The sequence below is a fragment of the Flavobacterium sp. LM4 genome, from assembly GCF_002017935.1.
Classification (GTDB): Bacteria; Bacteroidota; Bacteroidia; order Flavobacteriales; family Flavobacteriaceae; genus Flavobacterium; species Flavobacterium chungangense.
In genome coordinates, this window is record NZ_MUFW01000001.1 from 3133279 (window position 1) to 3160006 (window position 26728).

23 protein-coding genes are annotated in these 26728 nt (G+C 33.6%); 13 read left to right on the plus strand and 10 right to left on the minus strand.

Annotated elements, in window-relative coordinates:
- The first annotated feature begins 113 nt into the window (after window positions 1–113).
- Genes BXU10_RS13755 through BXU10_RS13765 form a run of 3 tightly spaced genes read left to right on the plus strand, consistent with a single transcriptional unit; the run spans window position 114 to window position 2217 of the window.
- The gene (locus tag BXU10_RS13755; protein ID WP_078227796.1) at window positions 114–704 is read left to right on the plus strand and encodes a TetR/AcrR family transcriptional regulator; all 591 of its coding nucleotides are present in this window, start codon (window positions 114–116) and stop codon (window positions 702–704) included.
- A 12-nt stretch (window positions 705–716) separates the two neighbouring features.
- Window positions 717–941, plus strand: coding sequence for a hypothetical protein (locus tag BXU10_RS13760; RefSeq protein ID WP_078227797.1), 225 nt, complete (start codon window positions 717–719; stop codon window positions 939–941).
- A 7-nt stretch (window positions 942–948) separates the two neighbouring features.
- Window positions 949–2217, plus strand: coding sequence for an MFS transporter (locus tag BXU10_RS13765; protein ID WP_078227798.1), 1269 nt, complete (start codon window positions 949–951; stop codon window positions 2215–2217).
- A gap of 87 nt (window positions 2218–2304) precedes the next feature.
- Here BXU10_RS13765 and BXU10_RS13770 read toward each other — a convergent pair whose 3' ends face one another.
- The gene (locus BXU10_RS13770; RefSeq protein WP_031453736.1) at window positions 2305–3840 is read right to left on the minus strand and encodes a YifB family Mg chelatase-like AAA ATPase; all 1536 of its coding nucleotides are present in this window, start codon (window positions 3838–3840) and stop codon (window positions 2305–2307) included.
- A 97-nt stretch (window positions 3841–3937) separates the two neighbouring features.
- Entirely contained in the window at window positions 3938–4912 is a 975-nt protein-coding gene (locus BXU10_RS13775; protein WP_078227799.1) for a Gfo/Idh/MocA family protein, read from the minus strand.
- Between the two features lie 138 nt (window positions 4913–5050).
- On the opposite strand from BXU10_RS13775, the gene BXU10_RS13780 reads away from it, so the two are divergent.
- From BXU10_RS13780 to BXU10_RS13790, 3 genes are all read left to right on the plus strand, one after another.
- Window positions 5051–8047, plus strand: coding sequence for an amidohydrolase family protein (locus BXU10_RS13780; protein WP_078227800.1), 2997 nt, complete (start codon window positions 5051–5053; stop codon window positions 8045–8047).
- 41 nt (window positions 8048–8088) lie between these two features.
- Window positions 8089–9396: an amidohydrolase family protein gene (locus BXU10_RS13785; protein ID WP_078227801.1), complete on the plus strand. Its 1308-nt coding sequence runs from the start codon at window positions 8089–8091 to the stop codon at window positions 9394–9396.
- A gap of 337 nt (window positions 9397–9733) precedes the next feature.
- Entirely contained in the window at window positions 9734–11059 is a 1326-nt protein-coding gene (locus tag BXU10_RS13790; RefSeq protein ID WP_078227802.1) for an ammonium transporter, read from the plus strand.
- 318 nt (window positions 11060–11377) lie between these two features.
- Here the strand turns inward: BXU10_RS13790 and BXU10_RS13795 are convergent, their stop codons facing one another.
- The 5 genes from BXU10_RS13795 to rlmF all read right to left on the minus strand — a co-directional run bounded on the left by BXU10_RS13795 (window position 11378) and on the right by rlmF (window position 18954).
- A complete protein-coding gene (locus BXU10_RS13795) occupies window positions 11378–13477 on the minus strand; it encodes a cytochrome c biogenesis protein CcdA (RefSeq protein WP_078227803.1) in 2100 nt (699 codons plus the stop codon).
- A complete protein-coding gene (tilS, locus tag BXU10_RS13800) occupies window positions 13477–14787 on the minus strand; it encodes a tRNA lysidine(34) synthetase TilS (protein WP_078228002.1) in 1311 nt (436 codons plus the stop codon). The genes BXU10_RS13795 and tilS overlap by 1 nt, the downstream gene beginning before the upstream one ends.
- Window positions 14788–14882: 95 nt before the next feature.
- On the minus strand, window positions 14883–16874 hold the full coding sequence (gene uvrB, locus BXU10_RS13805; protein WP_031453743.1) for an excinuclease ABC subunit UvrB: 1992 nt from the start codon (window positions 16872–16874) through the stop codon (window positions 14883–14885).
- Window positions 16875–16955: 81 nt separating this feature from the next.
- A complete protein-coding gene (locus BXU10_RS13810) occupies window positions 16956–17894 on the minus strand; it encodes an alpha/beta fold hydrolase (RefSeq protein WP_078228003.1) in 939 nt (312 codons plus the stop codon).
- A 109-nt stretch (window positions 17895–18003) separates the two neighbouring features.
- Entirely contained in the window at window positions 18004–18954 is a 951-nt protein-coding gene (rlmF, locus tag BXU10_RS13815) for a 23S rRNA (adenine(1618)-N(6))-methyltransferase RlmF (RefSeq protein WP_078227804.1), read from the minus strand.
- A 218-nt stretch (window positions 18955–19172) separates the two neighbouring features.
- On the opposite strand from rlmF, the gene BXU10_RS13820 reads away from it, so the two are divergent.
- The 6 genes from BXU10_RS13820 (at window position 19173) to BXU10_RS13845 (ending at window position 23771) form a co-directional block, all read left to right on the plus strand.
- A complete protein-coding gene (locus BXU10_RS13820) occupies window positions 19173–20039 on the plus strand; it encodes an archaemetzincin (protein ID WP_078227805.1) in 867 nt (288 codons plus the stop codon).
- An 88-nt stretch (window positions 20040–20127) separates the two neighbouring features.
- Window positions 20128–20661, plus strand: a complete 534-nt coding sequence (locus tag BXU10_RS13825; protein ID WP_078227806.1) for an NADPH-dependent FMN reductase — start codon at window positions 20128–20130, stop codon at window positions 20659–20661.
- An 88-nt stretch (window positions 20662–20749) separates the two neighbouring features.
- Window positions 20750–21100 (plus strand): cupin domain-containing protein, encoded by a 351-nt coding sequence (locus BXU10_RS13830; protein ID WP_078227807.1) that lies wholly within the window; start codon window positions 20750–20752, stop codon window positions 21098–21100.
- A 132-nt stretch (window positions 21101–21232) separates the two neighbouring features.
- Window positions 21233–22384 carry an MFS transporter gene (locus tag BXU10_RS13835; protein WP_223255440.1) on the plus strand — a complete coding sequence of 384 codons (1152 nt, stop codon included), beginning with the start codon at window positions 21233–21235 and terminating at the stop codon, window positions 22382–22384.
- 46 nt (window positions 22385–22430) lie between these two features.
- The gene (locus BXU10_RS13840; protein ID WP_031453750.1) at window positions 22431–23363 is read left to right on the plus strand and encodes a peptidylprolyl isomerase; all 933 of its coding nucleotides are present in this window, start codon (window positions 22431–22433) and stop codon (window positions 23361–23363) included.
- Window positions 23364–23465: 102 nt separating this feature from the next.
- The gene (locus BXU10_RS13845; RefSeq protein ID WP_078227809.1) at window positions 23466–23771 is read left to right on the plus strand and encodes a cytochrome C; all 306 of its coding nucleotides are present in this window, start codon (window positions 23466–23468) and stop codon (window positions 23769–23771) included.
- Between the two features lie 104 nt (window positions 23772–23875).
- Here BXU10_RS13845 and BXU10_RS13850 read toward each other — a convergent pair whose 3' ends face one another.
- From BXU10_RS13850 to BXU10_RS13860, 3 genes are all read right to left on the minus strand, one after another.
- Window positions 23876–24271, minus strand: coding sequence for a GreA/GreB family elongation factor (locus BXU10_RS13850; protein ID WP_078227810.1), 396 nt, complete (start codon window positions 24269–24271; stop codon window positions 23876–23878).
- Between the two features lie 355 nt (window positions 24272–24626).
- On the minus strand, window positions 24627–25181 hold the full coding sequence (locus BXU10_RS13855) for a thioredoxin family protein (RefSeq protein WP_078227811.1): 555 nt from the start codon (window positions 25179–25181) through the stop codon (window positions 24627–24629).
- A gap of 115 nt (window positions 25182–25296) precedes the next feature.
- Entirely contained in the window at window positions 25297–26190 is an 894-nt protein-coding gene (locus tag BXU10_RS13860) for an alpha/beta fold hydrolase (protein ID WP_078227812.1), read from the minus strand.
- A gap of 129 nt (window positions 26191–26319) precedes the next feature.
- Here BXU10_RS13860 and BXU10_RS13865 point away from each other — a divergent pair, with 129 nt between their 5' ends.
- On the plus strand, window positions 26320–26655 hold the full coding sequence (locus BXU10_RS13865; RefSeq protein WP_078227813.1) for a tRNA-binding protein: 336 nt from the start codon (window positions 26320–26322) through the stop codon (window positions 26653–26655).
- Window positions 26656–26728: the final 73 nt, after the last annotated feature.

Sequence of the window (26728 nt, forward strand, 5' to 3'; positions counted from 1 at the left end):
TCTTTTTTTTATGTCTACTGTGGATTAAATAAGTTTATCTGCTTTAAAATACATATATAAGTAAGCGAACATTCATTTATATTCAATATATTTGTGCTTATTAAAACAGAAAAATGCGAACAAGAGATCCAAATAAAGAAGATGCTGTAAAACAAAAAGCTATTGAAATGCTCGTAAAATATGGCATTGAAGGCTTTGGGATGAATCGATTGGCAAAAGAAAGCGGTGTTTCTGTAGCGACATTATACATTTACTATTCGGATAAAGAAGATTTGATAAAGAAAATTGGGACAGAAATTGGACAAACCTTTTTTAGTGAAATGGTAAAAGATTTCTCCTCAACCATGTCTTTTAAGGAAGGTCTGCGTAAACAGTGGGAAAACAGGGCGCGTTTTGCTTTAAAAAATCCTTTAAAAGTTGCTTGTTGGGAAGCTTTAAGCCATTCTAGTTATCGGGATGATATTTTAGAAGAAAGCCTTGCGAATTTTAAAAAAACAATGTGGAGTTTTATTGAAAATGCATTAGAAAGAAAGGAACTGCTGCCGATTTCTATTGAAGTATTCTGGAGTGTGGCTTATGGTCCTCTATATGCTTTACTTCGTTTTGAAAATGAAGGGAAAAGTTTTGGAGATACACCTTTTAAACTCACAGAAGAAAAAATGGATGAAGCATTTGAATTAGTAATAAAAGCACTGACACCTTAATAATCTCCAAATATGAAAAATATACAAAACATATTAGTATTTGCAACCAATATTAGAACGGTTAATGACAAACAACTAATGAGTTGTACACTCAATGAAAATTCTGAAATTCATCAATGGAATATAGATCAGGAAGATATTGATTGCGTTTTACGAGTTGTAAGTGAAACATTATCAGAAGAACAAATAATCAATATTGTTAACAGACATAATTTCAATTGTAGACCATTAGACTAAACTAAAAATGAAAGAACAAAACCAGTCAGTGCCTTTTACCAGTTATCAAAAATTTGCAGTTTTTATACTGGCAATTACTCAGTTTACAGTAATTCTCGATTTTATGGTAATGTCACCGTTAGGAGATATACTTATGAAAGATCTGGATATAAAACCTGCACGTTTTGGCTTAGTGGTTTCTGCTTATGCTTTCAGTGCAGGAATTTCTGGACTTCTTACAGCAGGTTTTGCGGATAAATTCGACCGAAAAAAATTATTGCTATTCTTTTATATTGGTTTTATTGTAGGCACAATTCTATGTGGAATTGTCACTTCTTATGCTTTGCTTGTAGCAGCCAGAATCGTTACGGGTTTATTTGGAGGTGTTATTGGTTCAATCTCTATGGCAATTGTTGCAGATTTATTTACGCTTCAACAACGTGGACGTGTTATGGGGTTTATACAGATGGGTTTTGGGGCAAGTCAAATTTTAGGAATCCCAATTGGATTATATCTTGCTAATGAATGGGGCTGGCATGCTCCGTTTTTATGGGTTGCAGGTATGGCAGCAATCGTGGTAACTCTGATTGGAATTAAATTACAGCCAATAAATAAACATCTTTTGATTCAAAAAGATAAATCAGCTTTTACGCATTTAATTCATACCCTTACCAAAAAGAACTATAGAATCGGATTTACTGCTACTGCCTTACTCTCTGTTGGTGGTTTTATGCTAATGCCTTTTGGTAGTGCTTTTGCCATCAATAATTTGCATATTACACAATATGAGTTACCTATTTTATTCATGATTGCCGGATTATCTACATTAGTAATTATGCCTATTATAGGAAAATTAAGTGACAGTATAGACAAATTCAAAATATTTGCCTTCGCATCTATCTGGACAATCGTTACTGTTGCTCTTTATACCAATCTTAGTGTTACACCACTTTGGTTAGTAGCTATTTTTAATGTATTGATGATGGGTGGAGTAATGAGTCGTATGATACCTTCAACGGCTTTGGTTACTGCGATACCTGTTGTAGAAGACAGAGGTGCTTTTATGAGTATCAATTCTTCTTTACAACAAATAGCAGGAGGAATTGCGGCAGTCTTCGCAGGAATGATTGTTGTTCAAAAAGATAAATTAAGCCCACTGGAACATTATGACACTTTAGGTTTCATCATTATCGGAATTTCGATTTTATCCATACTGCTTATGTTTCGTGTGAGTAAACTGATTAAAAAGAACGCACAAGAAAATGCAGAAAATTTTCCTGTGATTCATGAAGTTTAAGTTTTAATAAAACCGCTTAACATTTAATTGTTTATAAAAAAGACAGCTATTTTTAGACTGTCTTTTTTATAATTGAAATTGTATTGTCTATCCCAGCCAGCCATCACGGTCCAAACTTCGATATTGAATTGCTTCAGCAATGTGCGATGAGACTATTTGAGGGGCAGTATCTAAATCTGCAATGGTTCTGGCAACTTTCAAAATCCGGTCATAAGCTCGTGCTGAAAGATTCAAACGTTCCATGGCAGTCTTCAATAACTCTTTTGATTGTGTGTCAAGAGCGCAATACTCCCGAATTAATTTACTGCTCATCTGTGCATTATAATGAATGTTAGCCATTTTTTCAAATCGGATGGACTGTAATTCACGTGCTGCCGTAACTCTTTCCCTAATGGAAACACTACTTTCTGCTTTTTTGTCATCGGATAATTTTTCGAACGGTACGGGTGTAACTTCAATATGAATATCAATTCGGTCTAGTAAAGGACCTGAAATTTTACTCATATACCGTTGCATTTCATGTGGAGAGGAAGTATTTGGCATTGACGGGTCGTTAAAAAAACCGCTCGGACTCGGATTCATACTTGCCACCAGCATAAAAGAGGAAGGGTAGGTAACTGTAAATTTAGCTCTTGAAATCGTAACTTCTCTGTCTTCCAAAGGCTGACGCATCACCTCTAAAACATCTCTTTTAAATTCCGGCAATTCATCTAAAAATAAAACTCCGTTATGTGCCATTGAGATTTCTCCAGGCTGGGGATAGCTTCCACCGCCTACAAGGGCAACATTAGAAATAGTATGATGAGGACTTCGAAATGGTCTTTGATTCATTAACCCAACTTCTTTTAATTTACCTGCAACACTATGAATCTTTGTAGTTTCTAACGCTTCTCTTAAGGTCATTGGAGGTAAAATACTAGGTAAACGCTTTGCTAACATTGTTTTTCCTGCACCGGGTGGACCAATCAAAATGATGTTATGTCCTCCGGCCGCAGCAATTTCCATACAGCGTTTTATACTTTCCTGTCCGCGAACATCAGAAAAATCAAACTCAGGAAAATCTAAGGTCTTATGAAATTCTGCACGGGTATCAATAATTGTGGGTTCTAAAGTTCCTTTTCCTTCAAAGAAATCAATGACTTCCTGAACATTTTCAACTCCGTAAACATCTAGTCCGGCAACTATCGCCGCTTCTTTCACATTTTGTTTTGGAAGAAAAAATCCTTTATAGCCTTCTTCTTTAGCTTTAATAGCAATGGAGAGCGCCCCATTTATGGATTGTAAACCTCCATCCAATGAAAGTTCTCCCATAATAATGTAGCGGTCAATTTCAGGTGCTTTTATCTGTTCTGAAGCTATTAAAATTCCAATTGCAAGAGTCAAATCATAAGCAGAGCCTTCCTTGCGCAAGTCAGCAGGAGCCATATTTATGGTTATTTTTTTGCCTGGCAGGTTATATCCGTTATTTTTAAGAGCTGCAGCTATACGATAACTACTTTCTTTTATGGCATTATCAGGTAAACCTACTAAGTGGTAACCAATTCCTTTATCTATATTCACTTCTACTGTTATGGTAGTAGCTTCGACTCCAAAAACAGCGCTTCCAAAAACTTTAATCAGCATACTTTAATATCTTAATTTGTAAATATTTATTTACTTCAGCAAATAAACAAATATTTTAATAATTAAAGTATTACAATTAAAAATTTTTGTTTTAAATTTATTCAAATTGTAAGCCAATCTGATTTTTTACTTCTTCAACGATGCTGCTTAAATCTAAACTATTTTGATGCGACCAAAGGTTACTTTCAATTTGATTGTTTTTAATGCAGACATGACATTCAATTGCTTCATGTGCATACCCTTTTCCAATATTTGAAATTCTGAATTTTTCTTCCTCTTCATTTTCAATAATGGAGTATCCTTCTGTCATGAACCATGGAGAATCAATGTCAATTCTTCCTTGAGTACCGCTAATGGTAGCTTTCATATCAGAAGCAGAAACTAAACCGGCGTGTAAAACTGACTGAGCAGACTGATATTGTAAAATCATAGTAGTCTGTAAATCGACTCCAGTTGTATGATAAGTTGATTTTGCTAAAATTTCTTCTGGAATTCCGAGTATAACATAGGAAAGGAATAATGGATAAACGCCAATGTCATAAAGAGCTCCGCCGCCTAATTTTTTCTCTGTCAGTCGGACTCCTAACTCACTGTTATAATAAGCAAAATCAGCCTTAAGATATTTAACCGATCCAATTTTACCACTTTCTACTTTTGACAGCAGTTCCCGAATTGATGGAATAAATCGAGTCCAAAAAGCTTCCATAAAAAATTTATTGTATTTTTTTGAAGCTTCAATCATTAGAACAGCGTCATGATAGGATAACGATAAAGGCTTTTCGCATAAAACGTGTTTCCCGTTTTGCATTGCCCGAATTGATAATTCGGCATGAGAGTTATGAGGAGTTGCGATATAAATAATATCCACCTGATCGTCTGAGAAAAGTTCATCGTAGGAACCATAAAACTTATCGCAATCATGATTTTTTGCAAATTCATTTGCTTTCGTAATATCTCTCGAGGCTACAGCAATTAATTCAGCTTCCTCTATTAATTTTAAATCAGTTGCAAACTGATTGGCTATATTTCCTAAGCCAATAATTCCCCATCTTATTTTGTTTCTTTTTTTCATATTATTTTGAAAATGATTTAAATTTTAGTCAGATATAAAAGTCTTCTACTTTAAAGGTAAGATTCTGTTCAAATAGAAAAAATTAAACTTGTAGGAATACATATATTTTATATTTTTATAACAAATTATATCTTATACATGAAAAAAAATATATTACTGCTTTTGTTTAGTTTGTTTTTAACAAAAACATTTGCCCAAGATTACTTTCCTGTTAATGAAAGTGTGCATAATAAAAACAATAATTATATAGCTTTTATTAATGCTTCTATTTATGTTACACCTACACAAAAAATTGAAAAAGGGACTTTCCTTATTCAGGATGGTAAAGTAATTGCCGTAGGAAATAATGTGAAAATTCCAAAAAATGCGATTACAATCAATCTCGAGGGCAAGACTATTTATCCTTCATTTATTGATATTTATACTAGTTTTGGAATTGAAAAACCGAGAAGAAATTTAACTCCGGGAAGAGAAGAACTGTCATATGATACTAAAAAAACCGGACATTACTGGAATGAGAGTATACTATCAGAACTAAACGGATATGAAACTTTTAAATACGATCAGCCAAAAGCCGAAGAACTTTTAAAAGCAGGTTTTGGAGTTGTAGGAACTCATATACATGACGGGGTTGCCCAAGGAACAGGGCTTTTGGTTGCTTTAAATAATACAGACGGCAAAAATCAAATCATTTCGAATAAAATAACAAATCACTTTTCTTTTAACAGAAGTGCCTTAACAAATCAGGCTTATCCTAGTTCTTTAATGGGATCTATGGCCTTGCTTCGTCAAATGTATTTTGATTTGGACTGGTACAAAAAAGGAAATTCAGACACGAAAGATTTATCATTGGAAGCTCTAAATGCAAACGAAAAACTGATACAGATTTTTGCGTCAGAAGACAAATTAAATAGCTTAAGAGCTTCTAAAATTGCAAAAGAATTTGGCTTAAACTATATTTTAAAAGGGAGTGGAAATGAATTTGAAAGAATTGAAGAAATCAAAAAAACCAATTCAAAATTCATTATTCCGATCAATTTTCCTGAAGCTTATGATGTATCGAATCCCTATTTATCCAATCAGATAGAATTGGCAGATATGCGTTTTTGGAATCAGGCTCCAACCAATCTAAAAGTGCTTTCTGATAACGGTATTTTATTTGCATTAACAACTGATAAATTGAAAAAAACAGAAGATTTTAGGACCAATCTTCTAAAAGCAATCAAATATGGCTTTGATAAAACAAAAGCTTTGGAGGCATTGACTACTGTTCCGGCAGTACTTTTAGGAAAAAGTAACGAAATTGGAAGTTTGAAAACAGGGAGTTTTGCCAATTTTATAATTACTTCGGGAGAAATTTTTGATGAAAAAACCATTTTATACGAAAACTGGGTTCAGGGTAATAAATATATAATTAACGATGTAAATTTAAAAGATATTCGTGGCAACTACAATCTGACAATTGGAAATGAAACTTTAAAATGGAAAATTGACGGAACGGCAGAAGCACCAAAATCTGAAATTATTACTAGCGATGCTAAAAAAGTAAAAAATACTTTTTCTGTTTCAAAAAACTGGATTTCACTTTTGATAAAATCAAATGATACTATAAAATCAAATTTCAGCCGTTTAACAGGATTTGTAGAAAATACTAATAATTTCTCTGGAAAAGCTGAATTGTATAATGGCAATCAGGTAAATTGGACAGTTGTAAAAACCTCTCCTTTTGTTGCTGTAAAAGATACTGTCAAGCCTGAGAAACCCAATCCAATTATACCTACAACTTTTCCGAATGTTGCTTTTGGAAATACCGAAGAATTAACTGCACAAACTTTATTGTTTAAAAATGCAACCGTTTGGACAAACGAAAAAGACGGAATTTTAACTGAAGCGGATGTTTTGATTAAGAACGGAAAAATTGTTTCGATCGGAAAAAATCTTACGGATGCTTCCGCAACAATTATTGATGCAAAAGGAAAACATCTTACCAGCGGAATTATTGATGAGCATTCTCATATTGCTATTTCAAAAGGTGTAAATGAAATTGGTCATAATTCGACTGCTGAAGTTACTATCGAAGATGTAGTAAATTCTGAAGATATTAATATTTACAGGGATTTAGCAGGAGGTGTAACTATATCACAATTATTACATGGTTCAGCGAATCCGATTGGCGGACGCTCCGCTATTGTAAAATGGAAATGGGGACAATCTCCTGATGAAATGCTTTATAAGAACCAGCCTAAATTTATCAAGTTTGCGTTAGGGGAAAACGTTAAGCAATCCAATTGGGGAAATATCAATCCAACCCGTTTTCCACAGACCAGAATGGGAGTTGAACAAGTTTTTACAGACTATTTTCAACGTGCGAGAGAATATGATGAAAGCTGGAAAAGATTCAATGCGAATCCTAAAAAAGAGAAAGCGCCAAGAGTCGATCTGGAGCTACAGACCTTAGCTGAAATTCTGAACAAAAAACGTTTCATAACCTGTCACTCGTATGTAGAGTCAGAAATATTGATGCTGATGAATGTTGCAGATAAATTCAACTTTAACGTTAATACTTTTACCCACATTCTCGAAGGATATAAAGTTGCTGATAAGATGAAAGAACATGGTGTCGGGGCTTCAACTTTCTCAGACTGGTGGGCTTATAAATTTGAAGTAAATGATGCTATTCCCTTCAACGGACCTATTATGCATAATGAAGGATTAGTGGTTGCCTATAATTCAGATGATGCAGAAATGTCAAGAAGACTAAATCAGGAAGCTGCAAAAGCTGTAAAATACGGAAACATTCCTGAAGAAGAAGCCTGGAAATTTGTAACTCTTAATCCTGCAAAACTATTACATATTGATGATAAAGTAGGAAGTATTAAAGTTGGCAAAGATGCTGATTTAGTGCTTTGGAGTGATAATCCTTTATCTGTTTACGCTAAAGCAGAAAAAACAATTATCGAAGGGGTGGTTTATTACGATATCGAAAAAGATCTTGAGAAGCAAGCGGCCATTACAAGAGAAAGAAATCAGTTGATTGGGCAAATGCTACAGGAAAAAAATAAAGGTATGAGTACGCAGGATCCAACAAAAAAAGAGAAAAAAGAATATCACTGTGACACTTTGGAGCAATACTAAAGAGTTTAAAAAGATTTTCAAATAAAAAATTAATAATAATTATGATACTTAAAAACGGATATATATTGCTGTTAGCTTTTTTTTCAATAATAGAAACCAAAGCACAGCAAGTTCCAGCACCTAAACAGACAAAGTCGGTCCTGATACTGAATGCGACAGCACATCTGGGAAACGGGACGACAATCGAAAACAGCGCCATTGGTTTTAAGGATGGTAAACTCACATTAGTTGCTGATGCTTCAACAATCAGACTTGCAGATAATGCTTATGAAAGCATTATAGATGCAACTGGAAAACACGTATATCCGGGATTCATAGCTCCAAATTCTACATTAGGATTAGTAGAAATTGATGCGGTAAAATCATCTGATGATCAGGAAGAAATTGGAAGTGTAAATCCAAATGTACGAAGTATCATTGCCTATAATTCAACTTCAAAAGTTACTGAGACTGTTCGTCCAAATGGAATTTTGATTGCTCAGATAGTGCCTCGTGGAGGAAGGATTTCAGGAACATCTTCAATCGTTCAGCTTGATGCCTGGACGTGGCAGGATGCTTTGATAAAAGAAAACGATGGTATTCATTTGAATTTCCCTTCAGGATTCAAAAGAACCGGCAGTTGGTTTGAGCCGGGTATAATTGAACCTAACAAAGATTACTCAACTCAGGTAAATGAAATTAATACTTTTTTTATTAACTCTAAAGCCTATTTAGGAGACTCATCAAAAGAAAGAAATTTAATTTTCGAATCAACTAAAGGTCTTTTTGATGGTACTCAGACTTTGTTTATCCATGCTGATGAAGAAAAGCAAATTATTGATGCTATCCAGTCAGCTAAAGATAACGGAATAAAGAAAATAGTCATTGTGGGAGGTTTTGAAGCTTACAAAACAGCTGATTTATTACAAAAAAATAATATTGGAGTACTTTTAAGACGTGTACATGATATGCCTACAAGTGATGAGCAGGATATCAGACTGCCTTTTAAAGTGGCCAAAATTTTAACTGATAAAGGTATTGTTGTAGGTCTTGAAAACAGCGGAGACAATGAACGCATGAATACACGTAATTTACCGTTTTTGGCAGGAACTTGTGTTGCTTATGGCTTAGATAAGGAAAAAGCATTACAGCTAATAACTTTTAATACTGCTAAATTACTAGGTATTGATGCATTTTGCGGATCTTTAGAAACAGGAAAAGATGCCACATTATTTATTTCAGAAGGTGATGCACTGGATATGAGAACGAATAAATTAACTACTGCTTTTATTCAGGGAAGAGCAATTAGTTTAGAAACGCATCAGACAAAATTGTATAAAAAGTATAAAGAAAAATACAATCAAAAATAATATCATTTTCTTTTAAGAGAGCACCAATTGTAATAATCATTTGGTGCTTTTTTTTATTATAATCTAATTGAATTTAGAAAAACACTCATAAAATAGTCGTGGATTCGTTTAAAATCGAAATTAGTACTATTTTTTTGTAGTAATATATAGCGTTAAAAAGTTTTTGTTATTATGACTGTATTAATTAATCATAAATTTTAAGTATGTTTTAACAAATAGGTGTAAAACAAAGGGGGGTAAAATGAAAAATTAACAAAAATTAAGCATTGAGTACTATTTTTAATGGGGGTATTGAATGATTTTATATTTTTATCAAAATTTTTAAAACTAAATAACTATGCGAAAAATTATTTTAAGTGTGATACTGATCACAATTCTGTTACTATCTATTTTTTCTATTTCATTTGTTACTGAATCAAAAACACTAGGTGCACACGTTGTTGAACTAAAAATGGACACAGGTGATACTGCATGGATGATTGTTGCAACTGCTCTTGTGTTGTTAATGACTCCAGGATTAGGCTTCTTCTACGGAGGTATGGTAGGTAAGAAAAATGTAATTAGTACTATGTTACAGAGTTTCATGGCAATGGTAATTGTTACGATTCTATGGGTAGTTATTGCATTCGGATTATGCTTTGGACCATCAATAGGCGGATTTATAGGAGATCCTACTTCGAATATTTTCTTTCAAGGCGTAAGTGCAAATACAGCATGGGAATTAGCACCAACAATTCCTTTTCTTCTTTTTGCTTTATTTCAGGCAAAATTTGCGATTATTACACCAGCTTTAATAACAGGAGCATTTGCAGAGCGTGTACGTTTCTGGGCTTATTTGTTGTTCATGGTTTTATTTATAATATTTATTTATGCCCCATTATGTCACATGACTTGGCATCCTGATGGATTGTTCTTCAAATGGGGAGTTTTAGATTTCGCAGGAGGAACAGTAGTACACATGAGTGCTGGTTGGGCTGCTTTAGCCGGAGCTATGTTCTTAGGAAAACGTAAAGTACAAAAAGTTAACCCTGCCAGAATCACTTATGTATTATTAGGTACAGGTTTATTATGGTTCGGATGGTTTGGTTTCAATGCTGGTTCTGCTGTTGGAGCAGGAAGTCTTGCTGCACAAGCTTTAGGAACAACAACTGTTGCTGCTGCTGCTGCTGCTATGGCATGGGTTTTCCTTGATAAGATTTTAGGACACAAATTATCTGCAATGGGAGCATGTATTGGTGCAGTTGTAGGTTTGGTAGCAATCACACCAGCTGCTGGTTTTGTAAGTATCCCTCACGCTTTAGCAATTGGTATCATTGCAAGTGTTATCAGTAATCTTGTTGTGAGCAAATTCCCTAAAGGAAAAATTGACGATGCTCTTGACGTTTTTGCTTGTCACGGTGTTGGTGGAATGGTAGGAATGTTGTTAACAGGAGTATTTGCTTCTAACTCTGTAAATTCAATTGTTGGTAAGAATCAAGGATTAATTTTTGGTGATGCTACTTTATTCTTAACACAATTAAAAGCTTTAGTAATTGTTTCAATCTTTGCTTTTGTAGCTTCATATGTATTATTCTTCATCGTTAATAAAATTACTCCACTAAGAGTTACTGAAGAAAAAGAAGAATTAGGATTAGATATTTCTCAACACGGAGAATACTTATAAGAAGTTAATTTTCAATTAACCAATATAAAAATGCCCTCTAAGATTAAGCTTAGAGGGCATTTTGTTTGAATTAATTTCAACCTTTAATTAAATTTTGGTTAGCTTTTCTATTTAGAAAGTAATGAATTTACAAAGAGAAAAAACAAACGAGGCAAAATAATAAATCGAAAAGAAAATAAAATTACCCATGATTTAAATATTTCTATCCGGAACCTTCATGCATCCTTTTTTTCTTCGTGTTTTACATTGTCTTTGTTATGCCAATAAACCAAATGCACCACTAATAATTAAATCTAAAACTCAGTAAATTTCATTTTATTACTTGAAATTTGAAATCCCTTCTTTTAGCCAAACCAAATACTCTTCAACATCAACATAACTAATTGTAGGTTTAGAGCTGTTTAGATTATTTCCTTCTAAATCAGTAATAACATATAAAGGCTGTGTATTGGTTTTGTATTTTGAAATCATAAATTCAGTCCATTTATCTCCAACCGTTTCAATTTTATCTCCCGAAGCTGTTACAAATTGTTTGTCTGCCGGTAATTCTCTTTTATCATCCACATATAAAGAAATTAAAACTACATCATTTTTTAAGATGGGTAAAACTCTTTCATCAGACCAGACATTATTTTCCATTTTTCTGCAATTTACACAGGCATATCCTGTAAAATCTAGCATAATGGGTTTGTTGATTGATTTTGCATACGCAAGACCATCTTCATAATCATGAAAAACTACAATTCCATGTGGTCCTAATTCGGCTCCTTTTGGCAGGCCTTTTTCAGATGTAGTTGTATTGCCGCTTCCTGAACTCCCTACTCCAAAAGGACTTTCACTATATTGTGGCGGCGGCGGAAAAGCACTAATTAATTTCAAAGGAGCTCCCCAAAGACCAGGGATTAAATAAGCTGTAAATACCAGCGTAATTATACCTAAATATAATCTTCCAACAGAAATATGCTGCAAAGGACTATCATGAGGTAATGTAATTTTTCCAAATAAATATAATGTCAGGGCTGCAAAAATAGCAATCCAAATGGCTATAAAAACTTCTCTTTCCAGAAAATGCAATTGTAAAACCAAATCAGCATTTGATAAAAATTTAAAAGCCAAAGCTAATTCTAAAAATCCAAGAACAACTTTTACGGTATTTAACCAGCCTCCTGATTTTGGCAATGAATTCAACCATCCCGGAAACATTGCAAATAACATAAACGGAAGAGCTAATGCAGATGAGAATCCCAACATTCCAACAACCGGAGCGATTCCACCATTAGAGGCCGCTTCGACCAATAAGGTTCCGACAATTGGTCCGGTACATGAAAATGAAACGATAGCCAAAGCCAAAGCCATAAATAATATGCCAATTATACCGCCTTTATCTGCCTGCTGATCTGCTTTATTTGCCCATGAATTTGGAAGCATAATTTCAAACGCTCCTAAAAAAGAAGTAGCAAAAATAATTAGTATCACAAAGAAAATCAGGTTAAACCAAACATCTGTTGACAATGCATTTAAAGCATCTGCTCCAAATATCTTTGTTACAATTAATCCTAAAATTACATAAATAGCAATTATAGAAAGCCCGTAAATAATAGCATTACGAATTCCTTTTGCTCTGCTTTTGCTTTGTTTGGTAAAAAAACTTACCGTCATTGGTATCATAGGAAAAACACAAGGCGTAAGCAAAGCTGCAAATCCGGATATAAAAGCAATAAAAAAGATAGACCATAAGCTTCTTGCCGGAGCAGGCTTTTGTAAATCGTCTACGACTTTTGCCGTTGCATTATCTATTTTTTCTAATTTAATTACTTTAGAGTCTGCTTCTTTTTTAACTACTGTGTCAACAACTAAACCTTCTTTTTTGGTTTCGTCCTTTTTAGCTTCTGTTACAGCCGGAACTGTCTCCATTTTAAAAGTTGCCGGAATAGCTATTGAGAATTTTTTATTCGAATTGATGCAAACCTCTTTACAAACCTGAAAATCAAATTCAACTTCAACGGTTTTTAAATTAGGATTTATTACCTTGATTTCCTGTTCTATATGGGCTTTTCCTTCAAAATAGGTCTCGTTTACTTCAAAAATATCGTTAAACGATGTTTTAGTTTTTCCTTCTTTGGCTTTACCAACTAAATTATAATTTCCTTTTTGGTTTTTAAAAGCAATTTCTAAAGCTAACGGACCGCCTTCCGGAGTAAATTGCGAATACATATGCCAGTCTTTCTCTATAATTCCGTCAAAAATTAAAACGAAATTAGTTTCAGATTTTTTCTCGATTTTAGAAGTCCATTTTACAGGTTCTAAAATCTGGGCATTACTGTTTGCAAAAGCAAAAAAGAAAAACAGTAAAAATAAAATGGATTTACTCCAGAAACTTTTTGGCGTTATAGCCTGACGAGATTGATTAAAGTTCATTATTGCAGTTCTATTTTAAGTATTTTTTTATAGGTGTTTTCTATTTTAAATCGTTCATCCTGCCTTATTCCAATAACCCATACAATTTGATTATTTGAACATAAAAGCCATGTGTTTTCTTTATCAATCAGAGATAACTTCTCATCTTTAAAGAGTTTGCTGATTTTTTTCGATTTTCCATTCATTCCAAAAGGCTGAAAAGAATCGCCTTCTTTCCATTTTCGTAAAATCAGCGGGTACTGAATTTTTTCAGCATCTACAAATATAACTTTATTTGAATCTATAGTTATGTGACTAACGTTACAAAGACTCAACTTTAAGGGAAAATTAACTTCCTGATCATTTTCATTGATTTGAAATTCTTCTATTTCCTGCATTTCAACAATCGGACTCAAAATCAAAGTTTCTCTGTTTTTCAATAATCGAAACTCTGTCGAAAACACTTGTTTTCCTGATTGTCCGTCTACCAGGTCATAAATATCATTCCATGCCAGAAATCCAAATTCGTTCAGCCATTGATACAAATACGATCTGTAATTAGGTAGTTTTTTAAGTTGTTTTAAATCGAAATGAATTTCATCTCCGGATTCTTTTGCTACCTGCTGATAAATCATAATGGAAGCATCTTCTGCCATTTCGTTAGATTCCTGCAAATAAGATTGTGTTTTTTGGAAAGCCTTCAGGAAATTAGGATTGATTTCTTTTAAAACCGGAACAAGATCATGGCGAATCTTGTTTCGTAGATATTTATTCGAATCATTGCTGCTGTCTTCGCGCCATTCGATAATATTATCTTTGGCATAATTCAGGATCTCTTCTCTGGAAAAAGGCAAAAGCGGACGGATAATTTTATCATTTTGCTCAGGAATACCAACAAGGCCGTCCAATCCGGTACCACGGCTCAGATTAATAATAAAAGTTTCCAGATTGTCATCAGCATGATGAGCAGTCAGGATATAATCGAATTTATGAGTTTCCAATAGTTCATAAAACCAGCTGTATCGCAGTTCACGGGCTGCTATCTGGGTAGAAAGTTTGTAGTCTTTTGCAAAAGCTTCGGTATCAAACTGGGTTGTAAAAATGGAGATATTATTTTCTTCACAGTAATTGCGAATGAAATCCTGATCACCAAAACTTTCTAATCCGCGAAGCTGAAAATTACAATGCAAAACGGCAATTTCATATTCTGATTGCTGAAACAAATGCAGTAAAACCATACTGTCTAATCCGGCACTAACAGCAAGAAAGAGCTTTTTATTTTCCAAAAAAGGAAATCTCGCCGAAATATGATTTTTAAATTTTGAAAACATCTGAGAAATTAAAAGATGAATATTTTTAAGAACTGCAAAATTAAGGCTTTTAAGAATAGCCAATTATAAAAAAAAATCAATTGAAAATTTAGAGTTTAAGAAAGCTGATCCTGCAATTTTTTAATATCATCACGCAATTTGGCAGCCTGCAAAAAGTCTAATTCTTTCGCTGCTTTTTCCATCGATTTACGCTTTTCGCGTATTAATTTCTCTAATTCAGATTTTGATAAATAGGCAGTTTCAGGTTCGGCAGCTGCAGGTAAAGTGTGTCCCAATTCATATTCGACCAAAGGATTTTTAGTAAAAGCACTTTCAATTTTTTTGTTTAATGCCTGTGGTGTTAAGCCGTTTTCTGTATTGAAATTAATTTGTTTGGTCCTACGGTAATTGGTTTCATCAATCGTTTTTTGCATACTGGCTGTAATTTTATCAGCATACATAATTGCTTTTCCGTTTATATTTCTGGCTGCACGACCAATAGTCTGGGTTAAAGATCTGTGATTACGAAGAAAACCTTCTTTATCTGCGTCTAAAATAGCGACTAATGAAACCTCGGGTAAATCTAACCCTTCACGAAGCAAATTTACTCCAATCAATACGTCAAAAATACCTTTTCGTAAGTCCTGCATGATTTCGATACGTTCTAATGTATCCACTTCTGAATGAATATAACGGCAGCGAACACCAACTTTAGTTAGATATTTTGCTAATTCTTCTGCCATTCTTTTGGTCAGGGTAGTTACCAAAACCCTTTCATCCAATTCGCAACGTACCTGAATTTCTTCAATTAAGTCATCTATTTGATTTAAACTCGGTCTGACTTCAATAGTTGGATCCAGTAATCCGGTTGGACGAATAATCTGTTCTACATAAATACCATCTGATTTTTGCAATTCGTAATCGGCCGGAGTGGCAGAAACATAAACTACCTGATTTTGCATAGCTTCGAATTCTTCAAATTTCAAAGGTCGGTTATCCATTGCTGCAGGAAGACGGAAACCATATTCTACCAGATTTTCTTTTCGGCTTCGGTCGCCTCCGTACATGGCGTGAACCTGCGAAACCGTTACGTGACTTTCGTCAATTACCATTAAATAATCACTTGGAAAATAGTCCAACAGACAGAAAGGCCTTGTTCCGGCTTCTCTTCCGTCAAGGTAGCGGGAATAATTCTCAATTCCGGAACAATACCCTAATTCCCGAATCATTTCCAGATCGAAATTGGTTCTTTCTTCCAGACGTTTGGCTTCCAAATGTTTGCCTATTTCTTTAAAATAATCAACCTGTTTTACCAAATCCTGCTGAATCTCCCAAATAGCACCCTGTAATACATCTGGAGAAGTCACGAACATGTTGGCCGGATAAATCGTCAGCCTTTTAAATTTTTCTATTACCTGTGAGGTCTTTACATCAAACGATTCAATTTCTTCAATTTCATCTCCAAAAAAGTGAATTCGATAGGCGTCATCGGCATAACTCGGGTATACTTCTACAATATCGCCTTTGATTCGGAAAGTTCCGGGATTAAAATCGGCTTCTGTTCTGGCGTATAAACTTTGTACAAGACTGTGCAATAATTTAGTTCTCGAAATAACCTGATCTCTCGTGATTTCAATAACATTTTTTTGAAATTCCACAGGGTTTCCAATACCGTACAAGCAAGAAACCGAAGCCACTACTAAAATATCCCTGCGTCCTGAAAGTAATGAAGAAGTCGTGCTCAAACGCATTTTTTCAAGCTCTTCATTGATAGATAAATCTTTTTCGATAAAAACACCTGTTACAGGCATAAAAGCTTCCGGCTGGTAATAATCGTAGTAAGAAACAAAATATTCTACGGCATTATTAGGGAAAAACTGTTTGAATTCAGAGTATAACTGTGCAGCTAAAGTTTTGTTATGTGCCAAAACCAAGGTTGGTTTCTGTACTTCCTGAATCACATTGGCCATTGTAAATGTTTTACCTGACCCCGTTACACCTAATAAAGTTTGATATTTTTCACCATCAACAATACCTTGTGAAAGTTTTTGGATTGCCTGAGGCTGATCTCCTTTTGGACTATATTCTGAAGAAACTTGAAAATTCATTTTTGACAGATGAAATTAGTTTTGTAAAGATACAAAGTTTGAATTCTATAAAATATATTACCAAAAGAATTAAAATTGCGATTATTCTAAAAAATCAACAATAACATCATCGACAATTTTTGATTGGTCAATAGTCAAAAAATGTCCGGCATCCTTTATTATTTTAGTCTTGCTGTTTGGTAAACATTCTTTTGCTTTTACAAGACTCTGTTCAGAATTAATAACGTCCTGATCGCCTATAATAACTAAAACAGGGTTTTGTATGGATTTTAATTCGTCATTAGAAAAAGGGGTCATTTTTAACATACTTGAATTGGAACTGGCATATTTATTAGCCAGATAAAATTGTCTTTTGTATACCGGGCTTATTTTTTCAGGATGTGTAGAGAACGTTTTTAATGTGTTTAGGAATTTCTTTTCGCTTGGAAAAATCTTTAAAAATAAAGCAGAAGATGTTTTTCCAAGCTTGTCGATAAATTTAAAAGTTTGAGCCGGACTAAGTAAAACTATTTTATTAATTGAATTTGTTTTTTGAGCAGCCAATAAAGTAGCGATCCAGCCTCCTCGTGATGCTGCGACTATATTAAAGTTTTTTAATTTATAGTGATTAAAAATTTCATTATAAAACAATACGATTTCTTCTTTTGAAAGCGGCTTGCCCATCAAGGTTGATTTTCCGGGTTCCATTATAAAATCGATAGCATGGATGAGGTTGTTTTTTGTTAATGCTTTTATGTTTGGATACCACATAGTAGAACTGGCATCCATTCCGTGAAGTAATACCAAATCTTTTCCATTTTTAGGCCCTGCTAATATAACATGAGCGATTCCGAAACTTGTTTTGATATTTTCTTCTGTATAGGGAACATCCCAAAGTTTTAAAGCTTTGTTATAGGAGTTTAAATAGTTCTGTTTTTCTTTTTTTGTCTGAAAAACGTATTCTTCAAATTTTGCTTTTTTAGTAGATGCGCATCCAAAAACCAAAAAGAAAATCATAAATTTAAGGAGTATTCTTGTCATAATAGTAAAATTCAATTTACTATTAAAGGTACCTATAAATGGTTCAATGAGAGTATCAAAATTTTTATTTAAACTATCATAATTACAATTTTTTATAGAAATTGTAATTTTAAATCTTCCATGCCATTTGTTCTGATTCACTTAAAAAACTCCAGGCTACAATTCGGCTTGTTTTTTGCCCCTGAGCCATATCAATCGTTCTTATAGATGCGGCATTCACTTTATTTAGCGTTTTGTAAATGCTCGAAAGATTTTCTCTTTTAGAAACCAAAGTAGTAAACCATTGGCATTGCATGGCATATTTGGCACTTTCGTGAATCATTTGAGTGATGAAACCAATCTCCCCGCCATTGCACCATAACTCAGCATTTTGGCCTCCAAAATTTAAAACAGGGTTTGTTGTTTTCTTTTCTTTTGGATTTAAATTTGAAACTTTACGTACTGTACTTTGTTTGGCATCAAGAGCTGAAGCATGAAAAGGCGGATTACACATCGTAAAAGTAAATCGGTCCTCAGGTATGATAATATTTTTGAAAATGAAACGGGACTCGGTTTGTTGCTGTAAACTGATTGACTCAATTAATTTAGGGTTTCCTTCGATAATCTTACTGCAATTTTGTATCGCTTTTTCATCGATATCTGTCCCAACAAAATTCCAATCGTAAATCGCATTTCCTAAAATAGGGTAAATACAGTTTGCTCCGGTCCCTATGTCCAAGCCTAAAACGTATGATCCTACAGGAATATTTCCGTTATTAGTTTCAGCCAATAAATCAGCTAAATAATGAATGTAATCAGTCCTTCCCGGAATTGGAGGACAAAGATAATTTTTAGGAATATCCCAATTTTGAATGCCGTAATATGTTTGCAGCAATGCTTTGTTCAGTATTTTTACGGCATCAGGATTACTGAAATCGACCGTTTCAATTCCATGAATGTTTTTGGCAACATATGTTTTTAACTCCGGACAATTTGAAATAAGAAGTTCGAAATCATATCGTGAACGATGAAGATTTCGCGGATGTAAATTGTTTTTTTCAGAGTTGTCTGTTACAGTCATTTTATTAATTTGAAGCAAAGGTAATCATTCCTTTTTGTATAAAATATTTTATAAACCACAGTCATTATGTTAGTATACATTATTACTGTTTTGGTTTTGTAAATAAAGTTTTAACCGGAAAGCATTTTTTTTTCTTTGTTATAAGAAAAATTCTATAAAATTATTACGATTTTAGATTTTGATTATTTATTTTTGGCGCCATAAGCCCCAATTTATATATGAAAAAAGTTACACTTCTGATTATTATACTTTTGTGTTCATGCATTGCACAAAGTGAAAATGAATATTTCGACCAGATTGAAAAAAATGATGTTAAATTAACAAAACCTGTTGAAGGTGAATGGTTGTTTACCCATAAAGAAAAAGGACAGAGTTTTGAGCAATTCATAAATTCGAAACATATTGTTCCAACCAATGAATCCAATATTATTTATATCAGACCAATCGGTCATTTTAATTCTCTGCAAAACAAGCAAATAGAATTACTTCGGGAATATCTTGAAATTTACTTTCAATTAAAAACAAAAACATTAGAAACTGTTTCAAATGATGTAATTCCTGAGTCTGCACAAAGAGTTGGACATGAAAATAACCAACAGTTTTTAGCAGGGTATATTTTAGACAATGTTTTAAAAAAAGACAAACCTTTAAACAGAATTGCTCTGATGGGTCTGACAGAAGTTGATTTATACCCCAAGCCGGAATGGAATTTTGTTTTTGGATTAGCATCTTATCGGGATAAGGTTGGTGTAAGTTCGATTTACAGACTACAGGACGGAAAACTGACTACTGATAATTTTAATCTCTGTTTGTCTCGACTGTTGAAAATAGGCTCTCATGAAATAGGTCATATGTTTGGTTTGCATCATTGTATTACTGCAGACTGTGTAATGAATGGAACCAATAGTATGAGTGAAACAGACAAAAGTTCTATAAGATTATGTTCCGTTTGCCAGAGAAAACTAAATTCGGGTATAAAGTACGATAATATTAAAAGACTAACAGATTTAGAAAGATATTTTGAAAAGAATCATTTGGCTGAAGAACTTCTGTTAATAAAAAAAGATATTGCTGTCATTCAGTAAAATACTCTTGCAGCAATCATTTTAAGCTATTTGTGTTTATTATATTTACAAATCAAACAGTTTGGAAATATTTGTTTAAAGAATTAAAATGTCAATTAAAAAAATAAAAATCTTTGCCATAACAGGAAGTACAAGAAAGAATTCGAGTAATTTTAAAATTCTGAAATTTATTTCGGAGAATATAAACGATCAGTTTGAGATTGAAATATTTGAAGATTTAGAAGGAATTCCACATTTCAATCCGGATTTGGATGATGAGTTTCCTCCTGAAAAGGTTATTTTTTTCAGAAACAAAATCATCAGGGCAGACGGAGTGTTGATTTGTACTCCTGAATACGTATTTAGTTTGCCCGGAAGTTTAAAAAATGCTCTGGAATGGTGTGTTTCTACCACCATTTTTTCAAATAAAAAGACAGGATTAATAACTGCATCAGCATCCGGTGAAATGGCACATCAACAGCTTTTGTTAATAATGAAAACATTAGAAGCCAAATTCGAAGAACATAACCAGCTTTTAATTCAGGGTATTCGCGGTAAAATTGATGAAGCAGGCATGGTCATTAATTCACAAACTTTAGAAGTACTTGCGCTTTTTATAAAAGATTTTGAGAATCAATTTTAAAATTGAATAGTGTAAAAACATTCCCAACGAAATATTAACTCATCTAAATGCTTTATTTTTGCATAATAAATGAAATAAATAAATAACTATGGAAAGTTCTGTTACAAGTAATGAATTCCTTTTCGGAGAAGAAATTCAGTGGGAAGTAGTTGGAGAAGGTGTCAAACGTAAAATTCTGGCATTCGACAGCCGCGTTATGCTGGTTAATGTATATTTTGAAACAGGCGCTGTTGGAGCTTTACACGAGCATTATCATACGCAGGTAACCTACGTTGCAAAAGGCAAATTTGATGTTACGATAAACGGAGTGACAAAATTATTGAAAGAAGGGGATAGTTTTTATATTCCACCCCATGCCATTCATGGTGTTTTGTGCGTTGAAGAAGGAATGCTGACAGATGTTTTTAGTCCGATGCGTGAAGATTTCATGAAGTACTAAATCGGCATAATCCATAAAATATAGAGTTGATTTGATTGAAATTTTAAAAAAATTATACATTTTTTAAAATTTTACTACAGATTAGATTGGTATTTTTGCAGCATGAATTTATCTAAAACGAATGTCCTGTTTATGGCAGTTTGCACTGGTCTTATAGTTGCAAATCTGTATTACTGCCAGCCTTTAATTGTCTTAATTGCCAACGAATTTAAAATCCCCCAAGCCAGTGCGGGAACCATAACGTATCTTACACAGGCAGGTTATGCCATCGGATTGTTTTTTATGGTTCCGCTGGGAGATAAAATCGAACGTAAAAGGCAAATTTTAATGACCACTTTTGCCTCAGTTATTGCATTAATCATTGCAGCTACGGCAAAAAGCTTTCTTATTTTACAAATTGCGTCTTTACTTATCGGAATTACGTCTATAGTACCGCAGCTTATTTTACCTCTCGCAGCATCATTAAGCAGTCACGAACAAAGAGGAAAAGTTATAGGGACTATTATGAGCGGTCTTTTGGTCGGAATTTTACTTTCGCGAACTTTAAGCGGTTTTATTGGAGAAATTTTAGGGTGGAGATCGATGTTTTATATTGCTGCCGCAATTTGTCTTTTAATCTTTTTTGTCATTCAGAATAAATTTCCAGTCAATAAACCTCAATTTCAGGGAACTTATGGACAATTAATTCAGTCTTTATTTACACTTATAAAAACACAGCCAATTTTGCGTGAAGCAACTTTAATCAATGTATTTAGTTTTGCCCAGTTTGGCGCTTTCTGGACAACAATGGTTTTATTGCTTTCTGGACAACCTTTCAATTTTAACAGTGCTACAATTGGTTTATTCGGAATTGTTGGAGCTTCAGGAGCCTTGGCAGCACCGTTAGTTGGGAAAATGGGCGATAAGGGAAATTCAAGAGTTGCGGTTGGTTACGGTTGTCTGTTGATATTGATTAGTTTTTTGGTGTTCTATTTCTCAATTGAAAGCGTTATCGGAATTGCGATTGGAATTGTATTTATTGACATAGGAATTCAGGGGGTACATATTTCTAATCAAACCCGTGTGTATTCCTTACTTCCGGAAGCCAGAAACAGATTGAATACCGTTTTTATGTCATTTAGTTTTTTAGGAACAGCTGCCGGATCAGCTTATGGATTGTTACTATGGAAATTAGGAGGTTGGCATGCTGTAACAATTGGCTGTGTAGCTTTATCAATATTGGCATTTACTGTTTACGGTCTTACTTATAAATCAAAATCTAAAAAAATAGAAAGCACAAATTGATATAAAATTAATTTGTAAATTTGCGTTCAATTAAAAAATAACAACAATGGAAAACGGAATATACGCTAAATTCAATACTGGTAAAGGTTCGATTTTAGTAAAATTAGCACACGAATTAGCACCAGGAACTGTAGGGAATTTTGTAGCTCTTGCAGAAGGAAATATGGAAAATAAAGTAAAACCTCAGGGACAAAAATTCTATGATGGTTTAACATTTCACAGAGTTATTCCTGATTTTATGATTCAGGGTGGTTGTCCAAAAGGAACTGGGACAGGAGATCCGGGATACAAATTTGATGATGAGTTTCACCCAAGTTTAAAACACGATCGTCCTGGAGTTTTGGCAATGGCAAATTCAGGACCTGCAAGTAACGGTTCTCAGTTTTATATTACTCACGTTCCTACTTCATGGTTAGATAATAAACATACTGTTTTTGGTCACGTTATCGAAGGTCAGGATGTGGTTGATGCAGTTGCTCAAGGTGATAATCTGGATGCTGTAGAAATCATCAGAGTGGGTGAAGAAGCTCAAAAATGGAATGCAATTGAAGCTTTTATTGAATTAAAAGGAGCTCGTTTAAAAAGAGATGCTGCTTTAAAAGCTGAATCTGAAGCAAAAATGGAACAATTAGCTGCTGGTTTTGATAAAACAGAAAGTGGTTTACGTTACAAAATGATTCAAAAAGGAGAGGGAAAAAAAGCTGAGGCTGGAAAAACAGTTTCTGTTCACTATGAAGGTTCTTTAGAAAACGGAAAAGTTTTTGATTCTTCTTACCCAAGAAAAAAACCAATCGAGTTCAGATTAGGCCAGGGTCAGGTGATCGAAGGATGGGATGAAGGTATCGCTTTATTACAGGTAGGAGACAAAGCTCGTTTTGTAATCCCGTCTGATTTGGCATACGGTCCATCAGGTGCAGGAGGAGTGATTCCGCCACATGCAACTTTGATTTTTGACGTTGAATTAATGGATGTTAAATAAGAATTTATAAAGCAATTTAGTATTGTTTTAAATAGTAATCCCATTCGATAGCCGAATGGGATTTTTTTTATATTTACTTCAAATAAAAACAAATCCAAAGCAATGAAATCAAAAATTTTAACTTTAGCTGTATTGATCTTACTAGTTTCGTGTGGAGCCCCAAAAGCAGCTGTTGCTCCGCCTAGTCCCGCAGTTACTGAAACCGTGAAGGCAACCGAATTAACACCTGAACTTGCAGAGGGTAAAAGCTTATATGAAAATAGTTGTGCCAGATGTCACAAACTATACGAGCCAAAGAAGTTTACTCAGGAAAAATGGAAGCCAATTTTGGAGAGAATGCAGAAAAAAGCAAAGTTAGACGATGTTAAAATGGCTTCTGTCACAAATTACATTCATTCACAATTATAGAAATTTATATTTTATAAATGACAGAAAAACTATTCAGTAATTTTTATTGAATAGTTTTTTTTTGCATATAAAAAAACACCTTCAAAGAATGAGGTGTTTAAAAATTAAGAATTAGCTAAATCTGAATTGTCAACTGCAATTATTTTTAAAGTTTTTAATCCTGCCGGTAACTCCCAGTCAACCTGGTCGTTTTCTTTAAATCCAATAATGGCAACACTCAAAGGGGCAAGTATAGAAATTTTGTTCTGTTTAATGTCAGCCATTGATGGCAGAACAATTTGAATTTTCATTTGTTTTTCAGCCTTTACATCTTCAATCATAACATAAGAATTGATTCTGATAACTGAATGATCTAATTCATTTTCTTTTATAATTTTTGCTCGGTCTAATTCCTGCGAGAGTTGTCCAATTTCTTTAGCATTTGTCGAATTTTTACTTTTTAATATCAATTCCCGTAAGAAATGATAATCTGTTTTACAGAAAATAGGTGTTGGTTTCATATTCTATTGATTAAATGTTTGATAAAGTTGTCCGATTCCACATTAACTAATTGCCAAATTGAAATTTAAAATTTGGTCATTTTTAAATTTCTGTATAAAAGTTATTAATTTGAAAGAAGAAAATCTGTCAAATAAATTTATGTTGGAAACTGGTGAAATCCTCCGTCTTAAAGAAGAAATGAAATAGACGGAGGCCTAATTGATAAAGGCCTTACTATGTGAAATTAATACAGTCGCAAGTGGTTTTCTATTGAAAGAAAACAACAAAGTACAGGCTGTAAAAAATAGAGTAATCACAATGGTATAATTTATTTTGATTTGCTAAGATAGTTAAACTTTTAAATGGTTGTACTGATTATTTCCATTTAATATTACAGCCTATGCTAGGCTTTTGTATGTCGTTTAAAGATCGGTTGTAGATTAAGGCGTCAATTGCACTTCGCAGATCGCTTCCGCTTAACGGGATTCCGTTTCCTGGTCTTGAATCATCTAATTGACCACGATAAAATAAACGGTCTTGGTTATCAAATAAATAAAAATCAGGTGTACAGGCTGCATCATACCCTTTGGCCACTTCCTGGGTTTCATCAAATAAATACGGAAAATCTATTTTGTTCTCAAAAGCAAATTCAGTCATCATTTCTGGTGAATCCTGCGGAAATTTTTCAATATCATTACTTGAAATAGCAATAATACCAACTCCCTGAACGCGATAATCATTGGCAATCATGACAATTTCTTTTATTACATGAAGCACAAAAGGGCAGTGGTTACACATAAAAATGACCAGAGTACCTTTTGATCCTTTTAAATCTTCAAAAGAATATTCATTATTTGAATTGGTGTCTTTTAAATTGAAGTTTGGGGCAATAGTACCAAGCGGAATCATATTTGAAGGAGTTCGTGCCATTTTCTACAGAATTAGTTATTCAAAAATAACTTTTATTCTGTAAAAGAAAGTCGACAACTATAAATATATCCAAAGATTTTAGAGAAGTAAACTCTTTGGATATAAATTTAAATTTTTATGAATTTAAAAAGTCAAGTAAATCTTGATTTAATTTGTCTTTTTCGGTGTAAAATAGTCCGTGTGGTGCACCTTCATAAACTATAAAAGTATTGTTAGCAATGGCTGCAGCAGTTTTTTCTGAACTCAATTCGATTGGAACATTTTTGTCATCATCTCCATGAATAATTAAAGTAGGAACTTTAATGGTTTGAAGTTCATCTCTAAAATCTGTATTTGATAATGATTCAGCACATTTTAGTGTTGCTCTTGGGGATGCTAATGAACATAAATTTCTGTAATATTCCAGCAAAGGAGTACTTAAGGGTTTGTTGATTATAGTAACTCCAAAAAAGGTTTTGCCAAAATTTTCAAGAAATCCTATTCTATCCTCTCTGATTGCAGCTGCAGTTGCTTCCCCTTTTTCTTTTGGACGTCCTTCAGGATTATCTTCTGTTTTGGCTAAAAAAGGAATAATGGATGAAATTAAGGCTGCTTTTGTAACACCTTTTCCGCCATGACGGCTAAAATAACGTACTACTTCACCACCTCCCATAGAAAAACCGACAAGTGTGGCATTTTCTAATTGAAGCTGTTCAATAATTTCACTTAAATCGTCTGTTAAAGTATCGTAATCATAACCATCCCAAGGCTGTGATGATTTACCAAAACCACGTCGGTCATAAGCAATTACCCTAAAGTTATTCTGAACCAAAAATTGAATTTGGTATTCCCACATTTCATTAGAAAGAGGCCATCCATGAATTAAAATTACTGGTTTTCCTTTTCCGTAATCTCTCACATACAGTTTTACATTTTTAGCAGTTTCAATATATTTATCCGTGTTTTGCAGCTGAATATCAAAATCTGAATCCCTAAGAGATGTATTGGTGTTTATTAGACTATTTTCCATTTTTTATAATTTTTTGTGTTAGCTTAATAATTTGATTTGTAAAATTAAAAGGACTGTAAAAAAAAGGGTTATAGAATTAGTAGTAACAATTACAAAATTAATACGTTTGCAAATAATCAATTAAAAAGAATGGATTTAAGCTGGAACGAATTTGAAAGAACCGATATGCGTGTCGGAACCATAATCGAAATAAACGATTTTCCTGAAGCAAGAAAACCGGCCTACCAGCTTACTATCGATTTTGGTGCAGAAATTGGCATTCGAAAATCATCAGCACAAATTACTAAGCGATATCAAAAAGAAGATTTGATTAACAGGCAAATTGTAGCTGTGGTAAATTTTCCTAAAAAGCAAATAGGCAAATTTATGAGTGAATGTCTTGTTCTTGGTGCTGTAGGCGAGGAGGGGGACGTAATCTTACTAGCTCCCGATTTTAAAATAGAAAATGGATTGCGAATTGGCTGAGTTTTTAATTAAACACCGGAAAACATAGCTCAAAAAATAAAATCATTTTATATTTTTGAATACAATTTAATAC